15 protein-coding genes are annotated in these 16,285 nt (G+C 73.2%); 9 read left to right on the forward strand and 6 right to left on the reverse strand.

What is annotated here, in order from left to right; all coding sequences use genetic code 11:
- Positions 1–10: 10 nt before the first annotated feature.
- Together ACYF6T_RS25850 and cpt are read left to right on the forward strand one after the other, a co-directional pair.
- Positions 11–658: a response regulator gene (locus ACYF6T_RS25850; RefSeq protein ID WP_461699312.1), complete on the forward strand. Its 648-nt coding sequence runs from the start codon at positions 11–13 to the stop codon at positions 656–658.
- Between the two features lie 30 nt (positions 659–688).
- Complete coding sequence (gene cpt / locus ACYF6T_RS25855) at positions 689–1,222, forward strand: chloramphenicol phosphotransferase CPT (protein ID WP_461699314.1); 534 nt, start codon at positions 689–691, stop codon at positions 1,220–1,222.
- On the opposite strand, the gene ACYF6T_RS25860 is transcribed toward cpt, so the two are convergent.
- Both ACYF6T_RS25860 and ACYF6T_RS25865 read right to left on the reverse strand, forming a co-directional pair.
- Complete coding sequence (locus ACYF6T_RS25860) at positions 1,206–1,826, reverse strand: class F sortase (RefSeq protein ID WP_461699315.1); 621 nt, start codon at positions 1,824–1,826, stop codon at positions 1,206–1,208. The two genes, cpt and ACYF6T_RS25860, sit on opposite strands and share 17 nt — an antisense overlap.
- Positions 1,827–1,949: 123 nt before the next feature.
- Positions 1,950–2,480, reverse strand: a complete 531-nt coding sequence (locus ACYF6T_RS25865) for a hypothetical protein (RefSeq protein WP_461699316.1) — start codon at positions 2,478–2,480, stop codon at positions 1,950–1,952.
- Between the two features lie 357 nt (positions 2,481–2,837).
- On the opposite strand from ACYF6T_RS25865, the gene ACYF6T_RS25870 reads away from it, so the two are divergent.
- The gene (locus ACYF6T_RS25870) at positions 2,838–3,635 is read left to right on the forward strand and encodes an SAM-dependent methyltransferase (RefSeq protein WP_461699317.1); all 798 of its coding nucleotides are present in this window, start codon (positions 2,838–2,840) and stop codon (positions 3,633–3,635) included.
- Between the two features lie 49 nt (positions 3,636–3,684).
- Here ACYF6T_RS25870 and ACYF6T_RS25875 read toward each other — a convergent pair whose 3' ends face one another.
- Positions 3,685–5,337: a M4 family metallopeptidase gene (locus tag ACYF6T_RS25875; RefSeq protein ID WP_461699318.1), complete on the reverse strand. Its 1,653-nt coding sequence runs from the start codon at positions 5,335–5,337 to the stop codon at positions 3,685–3,687.
- A 126-nt stretch (positions 5,338–5,463) separates the two neighbouring features.
- On the opposite strand from ACYF6T_RS25875, the gene ACYF6T_RS25880 reads away from it, so the two are divergent.
- Positions 5,464–5,883, forward strand: coding sequence for a gamma-glutamylcyclotransferase family protein (locus ACYF6T_RS25880; protein WP_461699319.1), 420 nt, complete (start codon positions 5,464–5,466; stop codon positions 5,881–5,883).
- 4 nt (positions 5,884–5,887) lie between these two features.
- Here ACYF6T_RS25880 and ACYF6T_RS25885 read toward each other — a convergent pair whose 3' ends face one another.
- From ACYF6T_RS25885 to ACYF6T_RS25895, 3 genes are all read right to left on the reverse strand, one after another.
- Entirely contained in the window at positions 5,888–6,208 is a 321-nt protein-coding gene (locus ACYF6T_RS25885; RefSeq protein WP_461699320.1) for an NIPSNAP family protein, read from the reverse strand.
- Positions 6,209–6,248: 40 nt separating this feature from the next.
- Entirely contained in the window at positions 6,249–8,330 is a 2,082-nt protein-coding gene (locus tag ACYF6T_RS25890; RefSeq protein ID WP_461699321.1) for a molybdopterin oxidoreductase family protein, read from the reverse strand.
- 103 nt (positions 8,331–8,433) lie between these two features.
- On the reverse strand, positions 8,434–9,120 hold the full coding sequence (locus ACYF6T_RS25895) for a SanA/YdcF family protein (RefSeq protein ID WP_461699323.1): 687 nt from the start codon (positions 9,118–9,120) through the stop codon (positions 8,434–8,436).
- 214 nt (positions 9,121–9,334) lie between these two features.
- Between ACYF6T_RS25895 and ACYF6T_RS25900 the strand changes: the two genes are divergently transcribed.
- The 5 genes from ACYF6T_RS25900 (at position 9,335) to ACYF6T_RS25920 (ending at position 16,256) form a co-directional block, all read left to right on the forward strand.
- Complete coding sequence (locus ACYF6T_RS25900) at positions 9,335–10,228, forward strand: sirohydrochlorin chelatase (RefSeq protein ID WP_461699324.1); 894 nt, start codon at positions 9,335–9,337, stop codon at positions 10,226–10,228.
- Positions 10,229–10,283: 55 nt separating this feature from the next.
- Positions 10,284–11,525 carry a deoxyguanosinetriphosphate triphosphohydrolase gene (locus ACYF6T_RS25905; protein ID WP_461699325.1) on the forward strand — a complete coding sequence of 414 codons (1,242 nt, stop codon included), beginning with the start codon at positions 10,284–10,286 and terminating at the stop codon, positions 11,523–11,525.
- A gap of 136 nt (positions 11,526–11,661) precedes the next feature.
- Positions 11,662–12,927, forward strand: coding sequence for an NAD(P)/FAD-dependent oxidoreductase (locus ACYF6T_RS25910; RefSeq protein ID WP_461699326.1), 1,266 nt, complete (start codon positions 11,662–11,664; stop codon positions 12,925–12,927).
- A gap of 29 nt (positions 12,928–12,956) precedes the next feature.
- Positions 12,957–14,861 (forward strand): DNA primase, encoded by a 1,905-nt coding sequence (gene dnaG / locus ACYF6T_RS25915; RefSeq protein ID WP_461699327.1) that lies wholly within the window; start codon positions 12,957–12,959, stop codon positions 14,859–14,861.
- Between the two features lie 102 nt (positions 14,862–14,963).
- Positions 14,964–16,256, forward strand: a complete 1,293-nt coding sequence (locus ACYF6T_RS25920) for an RNA polymerase sigma factor (protein ID WP_461699329.1) — start codon at positions 14,964–14,966, stop codon at positions 16,254–16,256.
- Positions 16,257–16,285: the final 29 nt, after the last annotated feature.

Here is a 16,285-nt window from a genome sequence, read left to right on the forward strand (position 1 = left end):
TCGGAGCCGTATGCGGGTCGTCATCGCCGAGGACTCGGCCATCCTGCGCGACGGGCTGGCGCAGCTGCTCCGGCTGCGCGGGGTCGAGGTCGCCGCGGCCGTCGCGGACGCCGACGCCCTGCTCGCCGCCGTCGCCGAGCACGCCCCGGACGTCGCGGTCGTCGACATCCGGCTGCCGCCCACCCAGACCGACGAGGGCGTCCGGGCCGCCGTACGCCTGCGCGAGCGGCACCGCGGCACCGGTGTGCTGCTGTTTTCCCAGTACGTGGAGACCACGCACGCGGCGCGGCTGCTGTCCGACCCGGCCGGCTTCGGCTACCTCCTGAAGGAACGGGTCGTCGACATCGGCGAGTTCGTCGGCGCGCTGGAGCGGGTCGCGGCCGGCGGCACCGCGCTCGACCCCGAGGTGGTGTCCCAGCTGTTCGGCGCGAGCCGCCGCGCCTCGGCCCTGGACGCGCTGACCCCGCGGGAGCGCGAGGTGCTCACGCTGATGGCCGAGGGCCGCACGAACCACGCGATCGCGACCGCGTTCACGGTCACCGAACGCGCCGTGGAGAAGCACGTCGCCAACATCTTCGCCAAGCTCGACCTGCCCCCCTCCGAGACGGGCCACCGCCGGGTGCTCGCGGTCCTGCGCTACCTGGAATCCACGAGCTGAGACGGCCGTCCCGACGTTACGGTGACCCCCGTGACGACTCAGGTGATCGTGCTCAACGGCGGTTCCAGCTCCGGCAAGTCCGGGATCGTGCGGTGTCTTCAGGCGGTGCTGCCCGAGCCGTGGCTGGCGTGCGCGATCGACGCGTTCGTCGCGTCCCTGCCTGCCTCGCTGCAGGCGGCGCTCGTCTCGGCGGACGGCGGGGTGCACGTGGGGCCGGAGTTCCGGGCGCTGCAGACGGCGTGGCAGGAGGGCGTCGCGGCGACCGCGCGGGCGGGCGCCCGGGTCGTGATCGACGACGTCTTCCTCGGCGGCACCCACTCCCAGGAGGGGTGGCGCAAGGCCCTCGGCGGCCTCGACGTGCTGTGGGTCGGCGTGCGGTGCGAGCCGGCCGTCGCCGCGGGGCGGGAGATCGCGCGGGGCGACCGGGTGCCGGGGATGGCCGAGCGGCAGGCGGAGCTCGTCCACCGGGGCGTGGTCTACGACGTCGAGGTGGACACCACCCGCGCCGAGTCCCTGGAGTGCGCCCGCACCATCGCCGCGGCCGTGCTCAGCGGCTCCCGGTGAGGTGCGCGAAGACGACCACGTTGCCCTGGTAGCCGGTGGCCCGGGAGTAGCCCCCGCCGCAGGTGATCACCCGCAGTTCGGGCCGGCCGGCGGCGCCGTACACCTTCTCGTCCGGGAAGTGCCGGGCGTCGTAGACCTCCACCGCGTCCACCGTGAACACCGCGACGCTCCCGTCCCGCCGGTCGACCTCGACCCGGCTGCCCTTGCGCAGGGCGCCGAGGTCGTAGAAGACGGCGGGACCGTCGGCGTTGTCGACGTGGCCGGCGACGATCGCCGTGCCCCGCTCCCCGGGGGTGGTGCCGGACTCGTACCAGCCGGCGAGGTTCTTCCTCCCGGCCGGCGGCGCGTCGAGGCTGCCCGTGGGGGTCAGGCCGAGGCCCGTCAGGGGGGCGTCCACGCGGATCGACGGGATGCGGATGCGGTCCGGCGGGGAGGGGGGCAGCGCGGGGGCGCCGGGCAGCTCGCCGGAGCGGCCGGCGCCCGCCTGCGCGGCCGACGGCTGCGGCGGGGGGTGCGGCGCCGTGCCGTGGCCCAGCAGCCAGGCGCCCGCGCACAGGGCGACGGCGGTGACGGCCCCTATGGCGGCATTGCTGATCCTGCGCATACGAGCCTCCTGCCAGACGGGCTGGTCCAGACGGGCCCGGTCCCCCTCCGGGCCGCGAGGGGCGTCGGACCCGGAGGGGGAGGGGACATGCGGTACCGGCGGACGGACAGCGGAGGGTGTCCGTCAGATCCCGTCGCCTCTCGCCCGACGATGCAGGAGCCAGGTACCGCCCGCGGCGGCGACGGCGAGAGCCGCCACGCCGGCCGCGGTCTGCACGGGATCGGGGCCCAGAGCGCCGCCGACCCCCGTCTTCACACTTCCTCTGGGGTGCACCTGGCCGCGCGCCGACGTCAGCGTGACCACCAGGTCGCCGGAGACCTCCCGGTCGCCCTCGGCGCACCGCGCGACGATCTCGTACGTCCCCGGCTGCGCGCTCGGCGGCACCCTGAACTGCCCGATCGCCTCGCCCTCGTGCGCGCTCGGCGCCAGCGTGAAGGTCCCGGCGCCCACCGCGCCGGCGTCCCCCGCCGCCGTACCGTCGTCGCCGCACTCCGCGGTGTCCACGGTGACCCGCCCGCCCGGCACCACCGACGAGGGATACACCTCCAGGCCGCCCTCGCCGTCCCCGTCGTCGGCGTGGGCCGGTGCCGCGAGGCAGGCCGCGGCCGCGACGGTGAGCGCGGTACCGGTCAGCAGACGGGCGGTACGTCGCATCGGTGCTCCTCCGAGCTGTTCGGTGTCCCCTGCTCTATCGAGGTAAGTGGCAGCGGGCCGAGCGCGCTTCCTGAAGCGGTGTCAGAAATGGGGTGAATGGGTGTCAGCTCGGGTGGCCGGACGCCGGGTGCCGGGGAGTTTCAGCAGGTCAACGCCGTACGCGGGCCGCTGTGGCAAGTGCACCCGAAGGGCGCAGGCCGGAGGTGTGAACGGGTGACGGGGCCCCGGTCGGCCCGCGAACCGGCGCCCGTCTCGCGAGCCGGTGCCGCCGGCCGGGAACGGACCGGCCGGGACCGGCGTTGATCCGGACGGCAAGTCCCGTCGGTGTGCGGCGGGTTCGGCCGAGAGGAGCACACTGTGACCCAGGACGGCGGCGCCGCCGTGGAGATCGACACCAGCAGACCGCACCCCGCGCGGATCTACGACTACCTGCTGGGCGGCAAGGACCACTACGAGGTGGACCAGCGGGCCGGTGACGCGCTGGTCGCCGTCGCCCCCGAGGCCCGCGTCGGAGTCCGCGCCAACCGCGCCTTCCTGCACCGGGCCGTCCGGCACGTCGTCGCCGACGGCGTCCGCCAGATCCTGGACATCGGCACCGGGCTGCCCACCTCGCCGAACGTGCACGAGGTCGCCCGCGCGGCGGCGCCGGACGTCCGCGTCGCCTACGTGGACAACGACCCCATCGTCAAGGCGCACGCCGACGCCCTGCTCAGCGGCTCCGGCGCGACCAGCGTCGTCCTGGCCGACCTGCGCGACCCGCAGTCCATCCTGGGCCATCCCGACATCGCCCGGTTGATCGACTTCGACGAGCCGGTCGCCGTGCTGCTCGTCGCGATCCTGCACTTCGTCAGGGACGCGGAGCGGCCGGCCGAGATCGTCGCCGCCCTGCGCGACGCCCTGCGGCCCGGCAGCTACCTGGTCCTCTCGCACGCCACCGGCGACTTCGCCGAACGCGACCAGGCCCAGGCTGTGTACGACAACGCCTCCGCCACCATGAACCTGCGCACCCGCGCCGAGGTCGAGCGTTTCTTCGACGGCTTCGACCTGGTCGACCCGGGACTGGTCCAAGTCCCCTTCTGGCGCCCGGAGTCGACGCCCGGGGCGCGGGCGCGCGAGATCGGCTTCTACGGGGGCGTGGCGCGCAAGAGCGGCTGAGCCGCCCTACGGCCGCCCCGGGCCGAGCCCCCGGGGCGGCCGGGCCGGCTCAGTTGACGTTGACCGCGCTCCAGGCGGCGGCCACCGCGGCGTACTCCGTGCTGCCGGCGCCGTAGAGGTCCTTGGCGGCGTTGAGGGTCGCCGTCCGGGCGCCGGCGTAGTTCGTCGACGACGTCATGTACACCGTCAGCGCCCGGTACCAGATCCGCCCGAGCTTCTCCCGCCCGATCCCGGTGACCGTGGCGCCGTTGTAGGTGGGCGAGTCGTAGCCGACCCCGTTGACGGTCTTCGGGCCGCTGCCCTCCGCCAGCAGGTAGGCGAAGTGGTTGGCGACGCCCGAGGAGTAGTGGACGTCGAGGCTGCCGACCGAACTGCTCCAGTAGTCGGCGGAGTTGCCGTCCCTCGACGGCTTGTCCATGTAGCGCAGCGCCTCCCGGCCGAAGCCGGACTTCACGACCTTCTCGCCGATCAGGTAGTCCCCGGGGTCGGAGGCGTTGCCGGCGTACCACTCCACCAGGGTGCCGAGGATGTCGGAGGTCGCCTCGTTGAGCCCGCCGGACTCGCCCGAGTAGGTCAGGGCGGCCGTCTTCGACGTCACGCCGTGGGTCATCTCGTGGCCCGCCACGTCCAGCGACACCAGCGGCCCGAAGGTCGTCCCGTCACCGTCGCCGTACGTCATGCAGAAGCAGCTGTCGTCCCAGAAGGCGTTGTTGTAGCGGGTGCCGTAGTGGACGCGGTTGTACGACCCCTTGCCGTCGCCGGCGATGCCGTTGCGGCCGAACTCGTTCTTGTAGAAGTCCCAGGTGACGTCCGTGCCGTACTGGGCGTCCACCGCCGCCGAGGCGCGGTCGTCCGCCGTTCCGTTGCCCCAGTGGTTGTCGGAGTCGGTGAACACCGTCGAGGGGGCGCGGCTGATGCAGATGCTGGTCAGGAAGCACAGGTCGGTCTTGTTCGCCGCGTCGCCCGTGTAGGTGTTCCCGCGGGTGGGGTCCTTGAGCTGGTACGTCGAGCCGGAGGACGTCGTCTCCAGCGCAACAGTGCCGCTGTACAGCGACCTGCCGTCGCCACTCGCCGTCTCGATGTCGTCCCAGGCGTCGATCTGCGCGCCGGTGCGGGCGTCGGTGAGGACCGTGCGGGCGACCGGGTTGCCGAGGGAGTCCTGCGCCGCCGCCTGCGTCCGCCAGGCCAGCTTCGGGGTGCCGTGCAGGGCGTCGACGACCAGCTGGGGCGTGGCCGTCAGCTTCCGCAGCGTCTCGCCGAGGTTGACGGCGCGCAGGGCGTTGGCCGCGATGTCGGCGGCCTTCGGCGCGGAGACGGCCGGGGTGGTCGAGGCGAGGGATATCGTGCCGCGGGTCGCCCGGTCGGCGCTGCGGTAGTCGCCGTTCGGCGCCAGGTGGACCACGAAGTCGCCGCCCAGGACCGGCAGTTCGCGGTAGGTGCGGTCGTAGCGGACGTGCTGGGTGCCGTCGCTGTCGACGATCACGTCCCGGACCGAGGTGTCCTCGGCGGAGGTGAGCCCGAGGCTCGTGGCGTGTGCGAGGAGGGCGGAGGCCGCGTTCGCGAGGGCGGTCGCCGTGGTCGGTCTGCCGTCCGCGACGGCGGCGGGGGAGAGGGCGGAGGCCAGCAGGGTGGCGGTGGTCGCGGCCACGCCGGCGGCGGCGAGACGACGGGAACCTCGGACGTACGGCCGTATCCGGCTCATCGGTCTCCTCGGGAAGGCGCCAACGGGCGCGTGGGGGGCGCTGCGTTGACCAAGATTTAAGAGGCCATGACATGTCGAGGTCCATAGGGCGTACGCGGAGGTGTGTGAAGAGAGAGAATCGTTTTTGTGAGCCCCCGACTGCCCTTCTTCGTCTACGGCACCCTGCGCCCCGGCGAGCCCAACCACGACCTCTTCCTGCGCGGCCGCACCCACGCCGAGGAACCGGCCCGCCTGAGCGGCGCGGTGCTGTACGAGGGCCCCGGCTACCCGTACGCGGTGGAGCGGCCCGGCGGGGTGGTGCACGGCGAGCTCGTCACGGCCCGCCCCGAGGAGTACGCGCGGCTGCTGGCCGACCTGGACCGCCTGGAGGAGTACGCCCCCGGCGACCCCCGCAACCTCTACGAACGCGTCCCCCGCAAGGCCCTGCGCGCCGCCGACGGCACCCTCACCGAGGCCTGGGTCTACCTCGCCGCCCCCACCGTCACCGCCCGCCTGCGCACCCACGGCAGGCTGATCGCGAGCGGCGACTGGTCGAACCGGAGCTGACGGCTCACTCCGCCTCGACGGGCGTCGACGAGGGCCGCAGAAAGGTGCGGTCGAACCGGCGGATGCAGCCGGTGCGTTCGCCGAGCTCCCACAGCCGGCGCGCCTCCGGGTCCTGCCGGATGGCCTCCCGGTAGACCTCGTACGCGGCGAGGCTGGGGAAGGAGAACAGGGCGTAGGCGATGTCGTTGGCCCCTTCGTGCGGCAGGAAGCAGCCGTGATGGACGCCCCCGAGCCGCCGCACGATCGGGATCCAGCCCGTCACGTACCGCTCGAACGCCGGGAGTTGACGCGGATCTATCTCGTAGCGCAGATGGCAGGTGATCACCGCGCCATTGTCGGCGAGGAGCCCGGCCGGCGCCTCCGCACTACGGCGTGACCGCCTCCAGACGCACCGCGCACGCCTTGAACTCCGGCATCCGGGAGGTGGGGTCCAGGGCGGGGTTGGTGAGGGTGTTGGCGCGGCCCTCCCCGGGCCAGTGGAAGGGCATGAAGACGGTGTCGGGGCGGATGCCGGTGGTGATGCGGGCCGGGGCCACCGCGCGCCCGCGCCGGGAGACCACGGCCACCGGGTCGCCCTCGGCCGCGCCGAGCCGCTCGGCGAGACGCGGGTGCAGCTCCACGAAGGGGCCCGGCGCGGCGGCGTTCAGCTCGTCCACGCGGCGGGTCTGGGCGCCGGACTGGTACTGGGAGACGACCCGGCCGGTCGTCAGCAGCACCGGGTACTCCTCGTCCGGCTCCTCCGCGAGCGCCCGGTGCGCGACCGGCACGAACCGGGCCCGGCCGTCCGGCGTGGCGAAGCGGTCCAGGAAGAGGCGGGGCGTGCCGGGGTGCGGCCCGTCGTCCCCGGCCGGACAGGGCCAGAACACCCCGTTCTCCTCGGCGAGCCGGCGGTAGGTGATCCCGGAGTAGTCCGCGGGCCCGCCCGCGCTGGCCCGGCGCAGCTCCTCGAAGACCTCCTCCGGGTCGGTCGGGAAGCCCTTCTCCACACCCAGCCGGTCGGCGAGCTCCCGCAGCACCTCCAGGTCGCTGCGCACCCCCTCGGGCGGGCTGATCGCGCGCCGGCGCAACAGCACCCTGCCCTCCAGACTGGTCGTCGTCCCCGTCTCCTCCGCCCACTGGGTGACCGGCAGCACGACGTCCGCAAGGGCCGCCGTCTCGGACAGCACCACGTCGCACACGGCCAGGAAGTCGAGGGACGTCAGCCGCTCCTCGACATGCGCGGCGCGCGGCGCGGAGACCACCGGGTTGGAGCCCATCAGCAGCAGCGAGCGGATGTCCGTGCCCAGCGCGTCGAGCAGCTCGTACGCGCTGCGCCCCGGCCCCGGCAGCGAGTCGGGGTCGACCCCCCACACCTCCGCCACGTGCCGCCGCGCCGCCGGGTCGTCCAGCTTGCGGTAGCCGGGCAACTGGTCGGCCTTCTGGCCGTGTTCGCGCCCGCCCTGCCCGTTGCCCTGCCCGGTCAGACAGCCGTACCCGCTCAGCGGCCGGCCCGCCCGTCCCGTAGCCAGGCACAGGTTGATCCACGCGCCCACGGTGTCGGTGCCCTTGGACTGCTGCTCGGGTCCGCGCGCCGTGAGCACCATCGCCGCCTCGGGCTCGCAGAACAGCCGCACCGCCTCCCGCAGTTCGGGAACGGACACCCCCGTGATCCGCTCCACGTACTCCGGCCAGTGCGCCATCGCCGCGGCCCGCGCCTCCTCCCAGCCGACGGTCCGCCCGGCCACGTACTCCTCGTCGACCCGCCCCTCGGCGACGACCAGGTGCAACAGCCCGAGGGCGAGGGCGAGATCGGTGCCGGGCCGCGGCGCCAGGTGCAGGTCGGCCTGCTCGGCGGTCCGGGTGCGGCGCGGGTCGACGACGATCAGCGTGCCGCCGTTCTCCTTCAGCTCGCTGAAGAACCGCAGCGACGGCGGCATGGTCTCGGCGAGGTTGGACCCCACCAGGATCACGCAGCCCGTCTTCGGGATGTCCTCCAGCGGAAACGGCAGCCCCCGGTCGAGCCCGAACGCCTTGATCCCGGCCGCCGCCGCCGACGACATGCAGAAACGGCCGTTGTAGTCGATCTGCGAGGTGCCGAGCGCCACCCGCGCGAACTTGCCGAGCGTGTACGCCTTCTCGTTCGTCAGCCCGCCCCCGCCGAACACCCCGACCGCGTCCGGCCCGTGCTCGGCGCGCGTGCGGCGCAGCCCCGCGGCGATCCGGTCCAGTGCCTCGTCCCAGGAGGCGGGCACCAGCGTGCCCGCGGAGCGCACCAGCGGGGAGGTGAGGCGCACCCGGGACGAGAGCACGGCCGGCGCCGTACGGCCCTTGCCGCACAGCGCACCCCGGTTCACCGGGAAGTCCGCGCGCTCGCTCACCTCGACCGTGCCGTCCGGTGCGGGCGTCAGGTTCATCCCGCACTGCAGGGCGCAGTAGGGGCAGTGGGTGGGCGTCACGGTGTTCTGCATACCGGCCAGCGTGCTTCGGCCGTGTTACGTGCGGCGCGGCCCCTTGTTACGCGGGCGGGACGGCGACCTCCCCGCGCCGTGCGGGCCCGCGTGAGCCGCGCCGTCACCGGGCGTCGGCCAGCGCCTTCGCCACGCCCGTCTCCTTGCGCCCGAGGAACCGCGGGTCCGGCTGGAACACGGCGTCCAGCGCCGCCTTGCCGGCCGCGAAGATCTCCCGGGTGCCGCCGTAGTACCAGGTGACGTCGTGCTTGTCCTGGACCCCGACGCCGTACGACGTCACGCCCGCCGCCTCGCACAGCGCGACCGCCCGCCGGATGTGGAAGGCCTGGCTGACGAGCACCGCCCGGTCGACGCCGAAGATCTTCTTGGCGCGCACGCAGGAGTCCCAGGTGTCGAAACCGGCGTAGTCGCCGACGATCCGCGAGCCCGGCACGCCGTGCTCTTGCAGGTAGGCGCGCATGGCGTCCGGCTCGTCGTAGTCCTCGCGGCTGTTGTCGCCGGTGACCAGGACGACCTCGATGCGGTGCTCCCGGTACAGCTCGGCCGCCGCGTCCAGGCGGTGGGCGAGATACGGGGACGGCTCGCCGTCCCACAGCCCCGCGCCGAAGACGACGGCGACCTCGGTGCGGGGCACGTCGGCCGTCGTGCGCAGCCGGTCGCCGGTCGCGACGTACAGCCACGTCGCCGGAAGCAGCGCCAGCACGCACACCGCCATCACGCCCTGCACCAGCCGCCGCCACCCGGCACGGGTGCGGGGCAGACGCGGTCTCGGCAGCCTCGGTCGGCGCATGGACGGTCCCCTCCCTGGCCCTCGGTCTCGACAGCCAGAGACGTCCCGGCAGGCCCCACGGTTCGGCGCACCGTACGTGACGAGCTTCACCGCGGCCGGTGAAACCGCAGGTCACCTCGGCTCACACAGCCCACCCACCCCACCGTGAACCGCCGGAAAACCCCCGTGACCCCTCCGCAACGGGGCGGCAACGTCCCCCGGTCAGGATCGGTGCATGACGGACAGCACGGCGCACCTCATGAGCCAGATCGGCAGCCGCCTCGCCGGCCAGCTCAGCCTCATCTCCCTCGACGGCCGACGCCGCCCCGGCCCGCCCGCGCTGGTGGTCGTGGCCCACGGCAGCCGCGACCCGCGCGCCCTGAACACCGTCCGCGCCCTCCTGGAGCGGGTCCGCGAGCGGCGCCCCGGCCTTGCGGTCCACCTGGGCCACATCGAACTGAACGACCCCCTGCTCCCCGACACCCTGGCCGCCCTCGGCTCCCGGGAGGCGGTCCTCGTCCCCCTCCTGCTCAGCCGCGGCTACCACATCAAGCGGGACATCCCCGAGATGGCCGCCGCGTCGGACGTCCACGCGCGCGTGGCCGGCGCCCTGGGCCCCCACGCCCTCCTCGTGGACGCCCTGTACGCCCGGCTGGTCGAGGCCGGCTGGCGCACGCGGACGACCGAGGCGACGCGCCGGGAGAGCGCCGTCGTCCTGGCCGCGGCGGGCTCCCGCGACCCCGAGTCCCGCCTCGACACCAACCGCACGGCCGAGCTCCTCGCCGAACGCCTGGGAGTCCCGGTGGTCCCCGCCTACGCCACGACGGCCGCCCCGACGGTCCCGGACGCGATCAGCGCCCTGAAGGAGAGGGGCCGCCACCGGGTCGCCGTGGCCTCCTACTTCACGGCCCCCGGCCGCTTCGCGACGGAATGCGCGGAGGCGGCCCCGTGGATCGCGTCGGCTCCCTTGGGCACGCACCCGGCGATGGCCGACCTGGTGCTGCACAGGTATGACCAGACATGGTCAACGCCCGCCGGGGGCAACGCCCCAAGGGGCGCGGGGCTGTGTCGATCTGCGGCTCCGCCGCGGGGCGCGAACAACCCCACACAACCCGCACTCGCCGTATGACAGCGCCCGGCAGACGCACAGGCGGATTGTCAGCCCCTGCCCTTACTGTCGAGACATGTCGTACGACGCGCACTCGACCGAACGCTGGGCCCCCGAACCCGACAAACGCCCCGGCCGCACGGCCTTCCAGCGCGACCGTGCGCGCATCCTGCACAGTGCGGCACTCCGCAGGCTCGCCGGCAAGACCCAGGTCGTCACACCGGGAACCCGCACCCAGGTCTGGGACGCGAGCCCCCGCACCCGCCTCACCCACTCCCTCGAATGCGCCCAGGTCGGCCGGGAGCTCGGCGCGGCCCTCGGCTGCGACCCCGACCTCGTCGAAGCCGCCTGCCTCTCCCACGACCTCGGCCACCCGCCCTTCGGGCACAACGGCGAACAGGCCCTCAACGAGTTCGCGCAGGACTGCGGCGGCTTCGAGGGCAACGCCCAGTCCCTGAGGCTCCTCACCCGCATCGAGCCCAAGCGCTTCACCGAGGAAGGCTCGGTGGGCCTCAACCTCACCAGGGCCACCCTCGACGCGGCCACCAAGTACCCCTGGCCGCGCGGCACGTACGCGACCCCGAAGTTCGGCGTCTACGAGGACGACCTGCCGGTCTTCGAGTGGGTCCGCAAGGACGCCCCCGGCACCCGCACCTGCTTCGAGGCCCAGGTCATGGACTGGTCCGACGACGTGGCCTACTCCGTGCACGACGTCGAGGACGGCCTGCACGCGGGCCACATCGACCCCAACCTCCTGCACGCGGACCCGGAACGCGCGGAGGTCTTCGCGGTCGCCCGCGGCCGCTACGTCCCCGAAGACACCGACCCGGCGGAGCTGGCCGCCGCCCTCGACCGCCTCCAGGACCAGGAGTGGTGGCCGCACGGCTACGACGGCTCCGCCGTCGCGCAGGCCCGCCTCAAGGACGCCACCAGCCAGCTCATCGGCCGCTTCTGCCTCGCCGCCGAGGGTGCCACCCGCGCGCGGTACGGCACCGGACCGCTCACCCGGTACACCGCCGAACTCGTCGTACCGCGCGAGACCCGCCTGGAGTGCGCCGTCCTCAAGGCCGTCGCCGACCGGTACGTCATGCAGCGCGCCGAACAGGAGCGGCTGCGCGCGGACCAGCGGATCGTCGTCGCCGAACTCGCCGACGCGCTCACCGCCCGCGCCCCCGACGGCCTCGACCCGCAGTTCCGCGCGCTGTTCGACCAGGCGTCCGACGACCGGGCGCGCAAGCGGGTGATCGTGGACCAGATCGCCTCACTCACCGACGCGTCGGCACGCTCGCTTCACGCTCGTCTCATGGGACACATGTAGAACACACGCGACAGGAGTGATGGGGAAACAGGCCCGAATGTGACCCTCCGTGGCCTGATCGGGCCACTCCCTCTTCCCCCATCACGCTGCGTGCGGGACGCTCGCATGTGGCGGCACCCTTACGAGGAGGCATCAAGTGGTCGACGCGGATCAGACATTCGTCATCGTCGGAGGCGGACTCGCCGGCGCGAAGGCGGCCGAGACGCTCCGAGCGGAGGGCTTCACCGGCCGCGTGATACTGATCTGCGACGAGCGCGACCACCCCTACGAGCGTCCTCCCCTCTCCAAGGGCTACCTGCTGGGCAAGGAGGAACGCGACAGCGTCTTCGTCCACGAGCCCGCCTGGTACGCGCGCAACGACATCGAGCTGCACCTGGGCCAGACCGTCGAGTCCATCGACCGCGCGGCGAAGACGGTCCGCTTCGGCGAGGACGGCACGGTCGTGCACTACGACAAGCTGCTGCTGGCGACCGGCGCCGAGCCGCGCCGCCTCGACATCCCGGGGACGGACCTGGCCGGCGTGCACCACCTGCGCCGGCTCGCCCACGCCGAGCGGCTCAAGGGCGTCCTCGCGGCCCTCGGCCGGGACAACGGCCACATCGTGATCGCCGGCGCCGGCTGGATCGGCCTGGAGGTGGCGGCGGCGGCCCGGGAGTACGGCGCCGAGGTCACCGTCGTCGAGCCGGAGCCGACGCCGCTGCACGGCGTGCTCGGCCCCGAACTCGGCACCCTCTTCGCCGAGCTGCACCGCGAGCACGGCGTCCGGTTCCACTTCGGCGCCCGGCTGACCGAGATCACCGGCCAGGACGGCATGGTCCTGGCGGCCCGTACCGACGACGGCGAGGAGCACCCGGCGCACGACGTCCTCGCGGCGATCGGCGCGGCCCCGCGCACCGGCCTCGCGGAGGCGGCGGGCCTGGAGATCGCCGGGCGGGCGCACGGGGGAGGGGTGGTGGTCGACGACCGGCTGCGCACCTCCGACCCCGACATCTACGCGGCCGGCGACGTCGCCTCCTTCCACCACGCCCTGTTCGAGACCCGGCTGCGCGTCGAGCACTGGGCCAACGCGCTCAACGGCGGCCCGGCGGCGGCCCGCGCGATGCTCGGCCGGGACGTCACCTACGACCGCGTGCCCTACTTCTTCTCCGACCAGTACGACCTGGGGATGGAGTACAGCGGGTGGGCGCCGCCGGGGTCCTACGACGAAGTGGTGATCCGGGGGGACGCCGGCAAGCGTGAGTTCATCGCCTTCTGGGTCCGGGACGGCCGGGTGCTGGCCGGGATGAACGTCAATGTGTGGGACGTCACGGACCCCATCCAGCAGCTGATCAGGTCGAAGACCCGGGTGGACACGGAGCGGCTGGCGGACCCGCACGTTCCGCTCGAAAGCCTCGTCCCGTGAGTGTCGGTGCACCCCCGTAGAATCACCTCGTGGCAGGACGGATCAACGACGAGGACGTGAAGGCGGTACGGGACGCGGTCCCGATCGACGCCGTGGTGTCCGAGTACCTCCAGCTGCGCAACGCGGGCGGCGGCAACCTCAAGGGGCTGTGCCCGTTCCACGACGAGAAGTCGCCGTCCTTCCAGGTCAGCCCCAGCAAGGGACTCTTCCACTGCTTCGGCTGCCAGGAGGGCGGCGACACCATCACGTTCGTGATGAAGGTCGACCACCTCTCCTTCTCCGAGGCGGTCGAGCGCCTCGCCGCCCAGGCCGGCATCACCCTGCGCTACGAGGAGGGCGGCTACAACCCCTCCCACCAGCGCGGCGAGCGCATCCGGCTGGTCGAGGCGCACAAGATCGCCGCCGAGTGGTACGCCGAACAGCTCGCCACCAGCCCCGAGGCCGACGCCGGCCGGATCTTCCTCGCCGAGCGCGGCTTCGACCAGGCGGCCGCCGTCCACTTCGGCGTCGGCTACAGCCCCCAGGGGTGGGACCACCTCACCCGCTATCTGCGCGGCAAGGGCTTCACCGACAAGGAGCTCGTCCTCTCCGGCCTCTCCCAGGAGGGCCGCCGCGGCCCCATCGACCGCTTCCGCGGCCGCCTGATGTGGCCCATCCGCGACATCGGCGGCGACGTCGTCGGCTTCGGCGCCCGCAAGCTCTACGAGGCGGACAACGGCCCCAAGTACCTCAACACCCCCGACACGGCGATCTACAAGAAGTCCCAGGTCCTGTACGGCATCGACCTGGCGAAGAAGGACATCGCCAAGGCGTCCCGCGCCGTCGTCGTCGAGGGCTACACCGACGTCATGGCCTGCCACCTCGCCGGTGTGACGACGGCGATCGCCACCTGCGGCACGGCCTTCGGCTCCGACCACATCAAGATCCTGCGCCGGCTGCTCATGGACAACGGCTCGGCCCGCGTGATCTTCACCTTCGACGGCGACGCGGCCGGCCAGAAGGCGGCCCTGCGCGCCTTCGAGGACGACCAGAAGTTCGCCGCCGAGACGTACATCGCCATCGCGCCGGACGGCATGGACCCCTGCGAACTCCGGCTCGCCAAGGGCGACGAGGCGGTGGCCGACCTGGTCGAACCCCGCACCCCGCTCTTCGAGTTCGCGCTGCGCCAGATCGTCGTCCGCTACGACCTGGACACCCCCGCCGGCCGCGCGGCGGCCCTCGACGAGGCCGCGCCCATCGTCGCGAGGATCAAGAACACCGGCGCCCAGCACGAGGTCGCCGTCCAGCTCGCCGGCATGCTCGGCATCCTCGACACCCAGTTCGTCGTCAAGCGCGTGGCCCAGCTGGCCCGCTGGGCCCGGGACCGCGGCGGCAGGGGCCCGGCGCCGAGCAGCCGCGGCCCGCAGCAGCCGTACGACGCCGCCCCCCGCCCCGCCACCTCCGGCCCCGCCCTCACCCTGCGCAACCCCGTCTACGCCACCGAGCGCGAACTGCTCAAACTCGCCCTCCAGCGGCCCGAGTTGGTCTCCCCGGCCTTCGACGCGTACGGCGTGGACGAGTTCACCGCCGCGCCCTACGCCGCCGTACGCCAGGCCGTCATGGACGCCGGCGGCGCCGAGTACGGCACCCAGGACCCGCAGGAGTACCTGGTCCGCGTCCGCGAGGCCGCACCCGACGACACCGTCCGCGCGATGGTCACCGAGCTGGCCGTCGAGCCGATCATGCGGCGCGCGGTGGACGAGGTGTACGCCGGCACCGTGCTCGTCCAGGTCCGGCGGCGCGCGGTGGAGCGCCGTATCCGCGACGTCCAGTCCCAGATGACCCGCCTCTCCGCCGGCGGCGACCCGGCCCAGCTGGCCGCCGTACAGAACGAGTTGTGGGTGCTCCAGCAGTACGACCAGGCGCTGCGCGAGCACGGCGCCGCCGCGCTCTAGGCAGGCCGTACGGCGCGGTAACCGCGCGGTCACGGGCCGATTGCAAAAAGTCACCGCACGCCCCTCGTGGCGGCGATGTGTCGTACCCCACACTGGGTTCCGGTGCCTGAGTCCTCGGAGCGCGGCCGATCCGTCCCACACGGGTCACAGACCCCCGCGGTTCCGCTCAACGCGTACGGGACGGACAGCGGCGTGGCCGCCGACTCCGCCCCTGAAGTACCGCTGCCGCACACCTCTGCAGCGATCACCCTGGAGGTCGCCCTCGTGCAGACCCAGACCCTCACCCAGACCGACGTCAGCACGGACGGCACGGACGCCGACACCGACGTTCTCGTCGCGGTCCCGCCGCAGACCCGTGTCGTGCACCACCCCGAGGCGGAGCCCGACGAGCCGCCCGCCGAAGCGCTGGGGACCGCGGAGCCCGCCGAGCCCGCCGAACCGGTCGAGGCGCCCGAACCGGCCCGCGGCCGCGCCGACACCAGCGGCCCCTCCTCGGACCTGTTCCGCCAGTACCTGCGGGAGATCGGCCGCATCCCGCTGCTCACCGCCGCCGAGGAGGTCGAACTCGCCCGCCGTGTGGAGGCTGGCCTGTTCGCCGAGGAGAAGCTGGCCGGCACGCCCGACCTGGACAGCCAGCTCGCCCTCGACCTGGACCGGCTCGTCGTCATGGGCCGCATGGCCAAGCGCCGCCTCATCGAGGCCAACCTGCGGCTGGTCGTCTCGGTGGCCAAGCGCTACGTCGGCCGCGGGCTCACCATGCTCGACCTCGTGCAGGAGGGCAACCTCGGCCTGATCCGGGCCGTCGAGAAGTTCGACTACGCCCGCGGCTACAAGTTCTCCACCTACGCCACCTGGTGGATCCGCCAGGCCATGTCCCGCGCCCTCGCCGACCAGGCCCGCACCATCCGCGTCCCGGTCCACGTCGTCGAGCTCATCAACCGGGTCGTACGGGTGCAGCGCCGCATGCTTCAGGAACGCGGCTACGAGCCGACGCCCGAGGAGGTCGCCGCCCACCTCGACCTGCCGCCCGAGCGGGTCGGCGAGGTGCTGCGGCTGGCGCAGGAGCCGGTGTCGCTGCACGCCCCCGTCGGCGAGGAGGACGACGTCGCCCTCGGCGACCTCATCGAGGACGGCGACGCCACGTCACCCGTGGAGTCGGCGGCGTTCCTGCTGCTGCGCGAGCACCTGGAGGCCGTGCTCTCCACGCTCGGCGAGCGCGAACGCAAGGTCGTACAGCTGCGGTACGGGCTGGTCGACGGGCGTCCGCGCACGCTGGAGGAGATAGGCCGCATCTTCGGGGTGACCCGGGAGCGGATACGGCAGATCGAGTCGAAGACACTCAACAAGCTCCGCGATCACGCATTCGCGGATCAGCTTCGGGGTTATCTGGACTGATGCCGGGTGCGGGTGTGCGGGGGCTGGTC

It is taken from the genome of Streptomyces sp. 7R007 (assembly GCF_054850255.1).

What these genes read in the sequence shown, in the direction of transcription:
- ACYF6T_RS25895 (WP_461699323.1), bottom strand. Translation starts at nt 9,120, where the DNA reads ATGCGCCGACCGAGGCTGCCGAGACCGCGTCTGCCCCGCACCCGTGCC.
- ACYF6T_RS25860 (WP_461699315.1), bottom strand. Translation starts at nt 1,826, where the DNA reads ATGCGCAGGATCAGCAATGCCGCCATAGGGGCCGTCACCGCCGTCGCC.
- ACYF6T_RS25865 (WP_461699316.1), bottom strand. Translation starts at nt 2,480, where the DNA reads ATGCGACGTACCGCCCGTCTGCTGACCGGTACCGCGCTCACCGTCGCG.
- ACYF6T_RS25905 (WP_461699325.1), top strand. Translation starts at nt 10,284, where the DNA reads ATGTCGTACGACGCGCACTCGACCGAACGCTGGGCCCCCGAACCCGAC.
- ACYF6T_RS25900 (WP_461699324.1), top strand. Translation starts at nt 9,335, where the DNA reads ATGACGGACAGCACGGCGCACCTCATGAGCCAGATCGGCAGCCGCCTC.
- ACYF6T_RS25875 (WP_461699318.1), bottom strand. Translation starts at nt 5,337, where the DNA reads ATGAGCCGGATACGGCCGTACGTCCGAGGTTCCCGTCGTCTCGCCGCC.
- ACYF6T_RS25850 (WP_461699312.1), top strand. Translation starts at nt 11, where the DNA reads ATGCGGGTCGTCATCGCCGAGGACTCGGCCATCCTGCGCGACGGGCTG.
- ACYF6T_RS25890 (WP_461699321.1), bottom strand. Translation starts at nt 8,330, where the DNA reads ATGCAGAACACCGTGACGCCCACCCACTGCCCCTACTGCGCCCTGCAG.